Annotated in this window: 9 protein-coding genes; 6 read left to right on the top strand and 3 right to left on the bottom strand. The window is 28.9% G+C overall.

Annotated elements, in window-relative coordinates:
• The first annotated feature begins 44 nt into the window (after nt 1–44).
• From PLW95_07595 to PLW95_07570, 6 genes are read left to right on the top strand one after another with little or no spacing between them, the layout of a single operon-like run.
• A complete protein-coding gene (locus PLW95_07595) occupies nt 45–524 on the top strand; it encodes a ferritin-like domain-containing protein (GenBank protein HOV22518.1) in 480 nt (159 codons plus the stop codon).
• 52 nt (nt 525–576) lie between these two features.
• Entirely contained in the window at nt 577–1080 is a 504-nt protein-coding gene (locus PLW95_07590; protein HOV22517.1) for a rubrerythrin family protein, read from the top strand.
• Between the two features lie 10 nt (nt 1081–1090).
• Nucleotides 1091–1471: a desulfoferrodoxin family protein gene (locus PLW95_07585; protein ID HOV22516.1), complete on the top strand. Its 381-nt coding sequence runs from the start codon at nt 1091–1093 to the stop codon at nt 1469–1471.
• A 29-nt stretch (nt 1472–1500) separates the two neighbouring features.
• Entirely contained in the window at nt 1501–1623 is a 123-nt protein-coding gene (locus tag PLW95_07580; protein HOV22515.1) for a hypothetical protein, read from the top strand.
• Nucleotides 1623–2186 (top strand): flavodoxin family protein, encoded by a 564-nt coding sequence (locus PLW95_07575; GenBank protein HOV22514.1) that lies wholly within the window; start codon nt 1623–1625, stop codon nt 2184–2186. Before PLW95_07580 ends, PLW95_07575 begins: the two co-directional genes overlap by 1 nt.
• Nucleotides 2187–2205: 19 nt before the next feature.
• Entirely contained in the window at nt 2206–3333 is a 1128-nt protein-coding gene (locus PLW95_07570) for a xylose isomerase (GenBank protein HOV22513.1), read from the top strand.
• 41 nt (nt 3334–3374) lie between these two features.
• On the opposite strand, the gene PLW95_07565 is transcribed toward PLW95_07570, so the two are convergent.
• Genes PLW95_07565 through PLW95_07555 form a run of 3 tightly spaced genes read right to left on the bottom strand, consistent with a single transcriptional unit; the run spans nt 3375 to nt 6324 of the window.
• Nucleotides 3375–4295, bottom strand: a complete 921-nt coding sequence (locus PLW95_07565) for a thiamine-phosphate kinase (GenBank protein HOV22512.1) — start codon at nt 4293–4295, stop codon at nt 3375–3377.
• Nucleotides 4292–4993: a glycerophosphodiester phosphodiesterase family protein gene (locus tag PLW95_07560; protein ID HOV22511.1), complete on the bottom strand. Its 702-nt coding sequence runs from the start codon at nt 4991–4993 to the stop codon at nt 4292–4294. The genes PLW95_07565 and PLW95_07560 overlap by 4 nt, the downstream gene beginning before the upstream one ends.
• Nucleotides 4990–6324, bottom strand: a complete 1335-nt coding sequence (locus tag PLW95_07555; GenBank protein ID HOV22510.1) for an iron-containing alcohol dehydrogenase — start codon at nt 6322–6324, stop codon at nt 4990–4992. Before PLW95_07555 ends, PLW95_07560 begins: the two co-directional genes overlap by 4 nt.
• Nucleotides 6325–6731: the final 407 nt, after the last annotated feature.

Raw genomic sequence — 6731 nt, 5'->3', positions numbered from 1 at the left:
AAGCAATTGAACTATTTAAAAAATAACCAAAAAAGGAGGAAAGTATGGAAAGAAAAGGCAAAGAAATAGTTGGAGTAGATGTAGAAGAATTAGTAAAATTGCTTAATAAGGCACTTTCGGATGAATGGCTTGCATATTATCAGTACTGGATTGGAGCAAAGGTTGTTAAAGGGATGATGAAAGAAGAAGTAATTGCCGAACTTACTCAGCATGCAGGTGATGAGTTGAAACATGCTGAAATGATTGTCGGCAGAATTATTCAAATTGGTGGAACTCCTGTTTTAAAACCAGAGGATTGGTATAAATTAACAAATTGTGGATATGAGGCACCAGAAGACCCTGGTATTATCCCTATTTTAAAACAAAATATTAAGGGTGAACAATGTGCAATTAAGGTCTATCAAAAACTTCTTGATTTTGTTAAAGATAAAGACCCAATTACTTATGGTATGGTATTAAGTATTCTAACTGATGAAGTTGAGCATGAAGATGACCTTATAAATATTCTTGAAGATATTGAATAAAAAGTAGTGTCAAATTTGGCAGTGGTTGAATACAAAAATGGAGTTTTTGAAAATGAAAAACATTACAAAAAAAGTTTTAGATGAAGCATTTGCTGGTGAAAGTATGGCTCATATGAAATATTTATCCTTTGCAGAAATCGCAGAAAAAGAGGGGTTTTCAAATATAGCCCGACTTTTTAGAGCAATTGCTTTTGCAGAACAGGTTCATGCAATAAATCATGCAAGAGTTCTGGAATATATAGATAATACAGAAAAAAATTTACAGACGGCAATTGAAGGAGAAACATATGAGGTAGAAGAAATGTATCCTTCTTTTGATGCAATAGTTAATTTACAGGGAGAGGAAAAAGCACATAGGTCAATTCACTATGCACTTGAAGCAGAAAAAATTCATCAATTGTTGTATTCAAATGCAAAAAAAAGTGTTATTAAGGGCAAAGATGTTGAAATTGATGAAATATATATATGTCCTGTCTGCGGGTACACTCATATAGGGACTCCTCCAGAAAATTGTCCTGTATGTAATGTATCGGGTAAAAAATTTAAAAAATTTTAAGGAGGTAGGTATGCTGAATATATTTCAGTCGGCTGACTGGAAAAAAGAAAAACATGTTCCGGTTATTGAGATAATTGAAAAGAATAAAGAAAAAGGTATATGTTTAAAAGTAAGTGTTGGTAAAGAAATACCCCATCCAAATACAACTTCTCATCATATTGTCTGGATAGAAGTTTATTTCCTGCCAGATGGGTCAAAATTTCCCTATCAAATAGGTAAAGTTGATTTTCTTTCACATGGTGCTTCAACAGAAGGGCCTGATACAAGTTCTATTTATACAGAACCAATTTTACAGATGAAATTTAAAACAGCAAAGGAAGGGAAAATTTTATCTTTTTCATATTGCAACATTCACGGGTTGTGGGAAAATGAAGTTGAATTGAAGTTTTAAAATTTTTTAACTATAAGGGGGTGAGAGAAATGTGCAAAAGTTGTGGATGTGGAAGAAAAAAAGAAAGTAAAAAATATGTATGTAAGAAATGCGGAAGAGAATCCAATAAGCAGGAAGTTTGTTGTGGAGAAAAAATGAAGGAGAATAAATAATGTATGTTTTAGGCATATGCGGAAGTCCAAGAAGGCATGGTAATTCTGAACTTTTGCTTGATATGTTTCTAAAACATGTAGAAAAAGAAGAGATAAAAACAAAAAAATTTATATTAAATCAGATGAGATTTGTTGCGTGTCAGGAGTGTGAAAATGTAAGAAATGATGGAAGGTGTAAAATAGAAGATGATATGCAAAAAATTTATCCAGAAGTTGAAAATGCAGATGTAATTGTTGTTGCCTCTCCTATTTTTTTTGGTAGTTTATCTGCTCAAACAAAAATGATGATAGATAGATTTCAATGTCAATACCTTGCTATAAATTTTTTCAAAACATATAAACCAAAAAATAAAAAAGGATATTTTATTTGTGTTGAAGCAAGTGAAAGAAATGATTTTATTGAAAATGCTAAAAGTATAATAAAAAATTTTTTTGTAACAATAGGTGCAAAATATTCAGGAGAAATTATATGTAAAGGAGTGGATAAGAAAAGTGAAGTAAAAGAAAAAAAAGAATGTCTTGAAAAAGTTAAAGAAATTTCTATTTCCTTAATAACGAGATGAAATTTAAAAGGAGAATACAATGAGAAAAAGTTATCATTCAGTTTGTAGATGGACATTTAATCCAGGCAAAGGTGGTTTTGTTCCTTCTAATATAAGACCTTCTTTTGGTGGTGAAAAATTTACGACTGCTGATTTTGTAAAACTTGTAGCAGATAAAATTAGACCTAAATTACCTGAAAATATTGTTCTTGGGATTGAGGTACATTATGATACAGAAATTAATGAGAAAAATATTAAACAAGTAATTGGAGTAATGAAAGAAACAGGTATTTTTCTTGGTTTGGCATCTCCTGGTGCTCATACTTATTGGGCATATGGAGGTATATCTTCACTTGATAAAGAAGAAAGAAAAAAAGCAAACGAATTTGGAATAAGGGCTGTTGATATAGGATATGAAATGGAAAATACATGGGATAAAGAAATATTACCTACTTTTGTTCTCTGGAATGGTTCATGGGGTTATGATTTAGCAACACCTTTAGTTAAAAATATGTATGAAAATTTAAAAGAAAGTATAGCAAATTTATGTAAATATGAAGAAAAGAAAAGTGGCAAATTTTATATGGCGATTGAGCCAAAACCAAACGAAGGGCACCCTGCAATGCTACTTCCAACCGTTGCAAGTTCAATTTTATTCTGGAAAAAACTACATCAACAATATGGTATAAATATTGATAAAAAAGGTGTAAATAAAGAATTTGGGCATTCTGAAATGATTGGACTTGACCATATTTATGATACAGTTGAAGAAATTGATAATAATAATCTTGTCCACATGCATGTGAATAGTCAGGGTTATAATGATGGAGTAATTTTAGGTGGACCGGGGAAATTTGATATTGACAATGGTGCAAGAGTAAATGGGATGAATATAGCAATAGCGAAATTAATTCAACAGGCAAATTATAAAAGATGGAAAGGACATGATATGCAACCCAGACCCTATGATAATGAACAACAGGCAATTGAAAGAGTTATAAGAAGTATTCTTTCATGGGAAGCATGTGAGGTAGTTGCAGAAAAAATGGAAATAAGTGTTTTAACAGAATATATGGAAAAAAGAGATACAGCAAAAGCAGAAGATTACATAAGAGAACTTGTAGTAGAAGCACAGAAAGTTTTTAATCAACTTTATATTCAAGGATAATTTTAAAATTTCTCGTTATTATATATGATAAAAGTTGGAGTTTAGGAAGTTAGAATTGGAAAGTGGTCAAAACCAGATGCAGTTATATTTATTTCTCTGTTTTTATAAATTCCTTTGTATTCTCTGTCTTTTGTAATTTCTCCAATTAGTGTTATTTTTGTTTTATTTATTTTTTCGGGGATGTTATTTTTGTATTTTTCAGGTATCGTAAAAAGAAGTTCATAGTCCTCTCCATCATTTAAAGCATGCAAAATTTCTTCTTCTTTTGTTTTACTTATTTTTTTTACTTCATTGGATAACGGGATTTTTTCAAGAAATATATTAAATCCAACATTACTTTCTTTTGAAAGAGTTATTAAATCGGAAGAAAGACCATCTGAAATATCAATCATAGCAGAAATAGGAAAATTTTTTACAAGAAATCTACCTTCCTCTATTTTGGGTTTAATATTTAAGTGCTTTTTTATTTGAGAAGCACCTAAATTTCCAGTGACATAAATTAAGTCCCCTTCTTTTGCTCCATTTCTCAATTTTAAATATTTCTTTTCCACTTTTCCAACTGCACAGACATCAATGAATAAGATATTTGATTTAGTTAAATTACCTCCAATAATTTCAAATTTATATCTTTTTGCCATGTACTTAAAACCATTCAATAAATTTCCAATTGTCTCTTTTTCCCCCTCTGGTAAACCAATTGAAATGAGTATATAAAGGGGAATACCTCCCATTGCTGCAATATCACTTAAATTTACAGCAATTGCTTTTTTACCAATTTGGTAATAAGTTGCCTGATTTAATTTGAAGTGGACATTTTCAACAATTGAATCAATTGTCAAAAGTAAATAGTCATTTTTTGTATATTTTACAACAGCGGTATCATCACCAATACCTGCAATAATATTTTTACTTCTGGTTATTACACTTTTTCTTATAAACTCAATTATTTCTTTTTCCTTCATCTTCCAAGGACTTTTAAAAGTAAATCAGGGCAATTACTTGTAATTATTGGTATTTCCATATTTAAGTATTTTTCCATATCTTCTTTTTCATCAACTGTCCACACATGTGTCAAAATCCCCTTTTTTGTTAGATAAATAAATTTTTCATCAGTTATTTCAGGGTGATATAAATTTAAAGTTCTTATTCCATTTTCTATTAAAGTATTGATATTATCAGGAAAATTACCAGTAATAAAAGCAACAGGCATTTCAGGAACAATTTTCCTTGTTTCTAAAAGATACTCAATATGGAAAGAAGAAATAACAACATTTTCTTTTAAATTAAAATCATCAATCAACTTTATAACTTTTGAGATATTTACTTTTTTAATTTCAATAAAGTAATAAATTTTATTCCCGATATTCTCAAAGACCTCCTTTAAGGAAGGAACTTTCACATCTTTAAAATTTCCTTTCCATTTTCCTGCATCAAGTTTTTTTATTTCATTATATGTCAGTTGTTCAACATATCCATTTCCATCCGTTGTTCTATCTACTTTTTCATCATGCATTATAATAATTTCTCCATCTTTTGTTTCTCTTACATCCAATTCAATTGCATCAACTTTTATCTCAACTGCTTTTTGAAATGAGAGAATTGTATTTTCAGGATATTTACTACTTAAACCTCTATGAGCAACAACAACTGTGTTTTTCATATAACACCTCCAATGTATTTGTTAGTAAAATTTTCTAAAATCCCTATTTCATCCGCTATATCAAGAATTGTTACCCTAGCCCTTATGAATCTTGAAAAAATTATATCATCATAAATTAAATTTTCATCAACACCAATATCTTTTAAATGAAAAGGGACTTTTCCTTTTTTCAGAACACTTTTTATTCTTTCAGGTGGAATAACAATTTTAAAAACACCTTCTTTTATTTCATCCCACTTTTCAGGTAGTTTTATTCTTAATTTTTTTAATATCTCTATTTTATTTTCAAATTCTTTTTTCAAAATTTCTTTTCCTGATGGAAAATAATTAACAATTTTTTCATATTTTTCAGAATAGTTAATTTTTGTTTTTTCAACCATTTTTTTAATCTCTGTTTTATTTATGTTTTTGATTTTATCATAAAGAAGCGATGAAATATAAATTCCAGAAGCAACCTGTATTCCATGAAAAGCAAAAACATCTCTTTCATACTGGTGTGCGTACATATCAAGAAAATGAGATATAAGGTGTTCTCCTCCTGATGCAGGAGATGATTTTCCTGCTATCATCATTGAGATACCACCTAAATTAAGCCCTTCCATAAGAACTTCAATTGTCTTTTCATCTCCCTGAATAATTAAATCTCCTTTATCAATATATTGTTTTTCAACATCACTGACAATTTTATATGGCAAAGAACAAAATTCTTCACCTGTCATAATTGAGGATATTTTCCAATCAGAATTTGCAAAACTTTTTGCAAGAGAATCAGCAAAACCAGATTTTGTAAGTTCTATTGGTGCTTCTTTAATTACCTGCATATCCATAAAAACACCATCTGCTGATTTTACAGGAATTGTAAATTTAACTCCATTTTTTATATATGCAGCAACATTAGATGTATAAGCATTCATTGAAGCAGCAGTTGGGAATGATAAAACAGGGATGTTTAATTTATCACCCGTTATTTTTCCTAAATCAGTTATTGTTCCTGTCCCAACAGTTATTATTAAATTATTTGTTTTTGCATATTCTTCAATTTGAGGTAGATATTCCTCTTTTGCTATTACTCTTTTTCCACTTTTTTCTTTTAAAACAAGTGATTCAACATTATTCTCTTTTTTAATTACTTTTTCAATTTGTTTTCCAGCAACATCATAAGTTATATTATCACATAAAACCAATATCTTATTTCCATTTCCATAAAAATTTGATATAAGTTCGGGTAAATTTTTTATATTCCCCTTTTCTATAAATTTAATATCAACCTTATGCTTTTTCCCACAATATTCACATTTAAACTCTTTCCCCAAAAATTTATAAATATCCATTTTTCTCCTTTTATATGTTTAAAATTAAAACATATATCTAAAAATTTGACAAGTCAACTTCGCCACTCTAAATTACATAAATACTTCCCTTTCCTTATCCTATTCTATGTTTTCTCATTTTATTACTTCATCAATATAGTGAAACGATTTATTTCTTTTCTTTAAACCCTAACTTCCCACAAATCAAGTAAAAGTATTAGGAAAATATTGTTTTTTAGAGGGTAAATTTTTTAAAAAAGTTAAGCATATAACTTTTCTCTGAGTTGGTTTTTAATAAAATAGAATAAAGAAGTAATAGATAAATTAAAAAATACTTTTCCATTTTTCTGGAAGGAATTATTTATACTTTCTGTTGTAGGTTATTATATCAATCACCTTTAAAACATATGGAATTACATTATCAAGAT

The sequence above is a fragment of the bacterium genome (assembly GCA_035370465.1).
GTDB lineage: Bacteria > Ratteibacteria > UBA8468 > B48-G9 > JAFGKM01 > JAGGVW01.
Note: the sequence above shows the minus strand (reverse complement) of the source record. Positions and strands in the feature narration are given on the sequence as shown.

What these genes read in the sequence shown, in the direction of transcription:
- PLW95_07595 (HOV22518.1), top strand. Translation starts at nt 45, where the DNA reads ATGGAAAGAAAAGGCAAAGAAATAGTTGGAGTAGATGTAGAAGAATTA.
- PLW95_07590 (HOV22517.1), top strand. Translation starts at nt 577, where the DNA reads ATGAAAAACATTACAAAAAAAGTTTTAGATGAAGCATTTGCTGGTGAA.
- PLW95_07585 (HOV22516.1), top strand. Translation starts at nt 1,091, where the DNA reads ATGCTGAATATATTTCAGTCGGCTGACTGGAAAAAAGAAAAACATGTT.
- PLW95_07580 (HOV22515.1), top strand. Translation starts at nt 1,501, where the DNA reads ATGTGCAAAAGTTGTGGATGTGGAAGAAAAAAAGAAAGTAAAAAATAT.
- PLW95_07575 (HOV22514.1), top strand. Translation starts at nt 1,623, where the DNA reads ATGTATGTTTTAGGCATATGCGGAAGTCCAAGAAGGCATGGTAATTCT.
- PLW95_07570 (HOV22513.1), top strand. Translation starts at nt 2,206, where the DNA reads ATGAGAAAAAGTTATCATTCAGTTTGTAGATGGACATTTAATCCAGGC.
- PLW95_07565 (HOV22512.1), bottom strand. Translation starts at nt 4,295, where the DNA reads ATGAAGGAAAAAGAAATAATTGAGTTTATAAGAAAAAGTGTAATAACC.
- PLW95_07560 (HOV22511.1), bottom strand. Translation starts at nt 4,993, where the DNA reads ATGAAAAACACAGTTGTTGTTGCTCATAGAGGTTTAAGTAGTAAATAT.
- PLW95_07555 (HOV22510.1), bottom strand. Translation starts at nt 6,324, where the DNA reads ATGGATATTTATAAATTTTTGGGGAAAGAGTTTAAATGTGAATATTGT.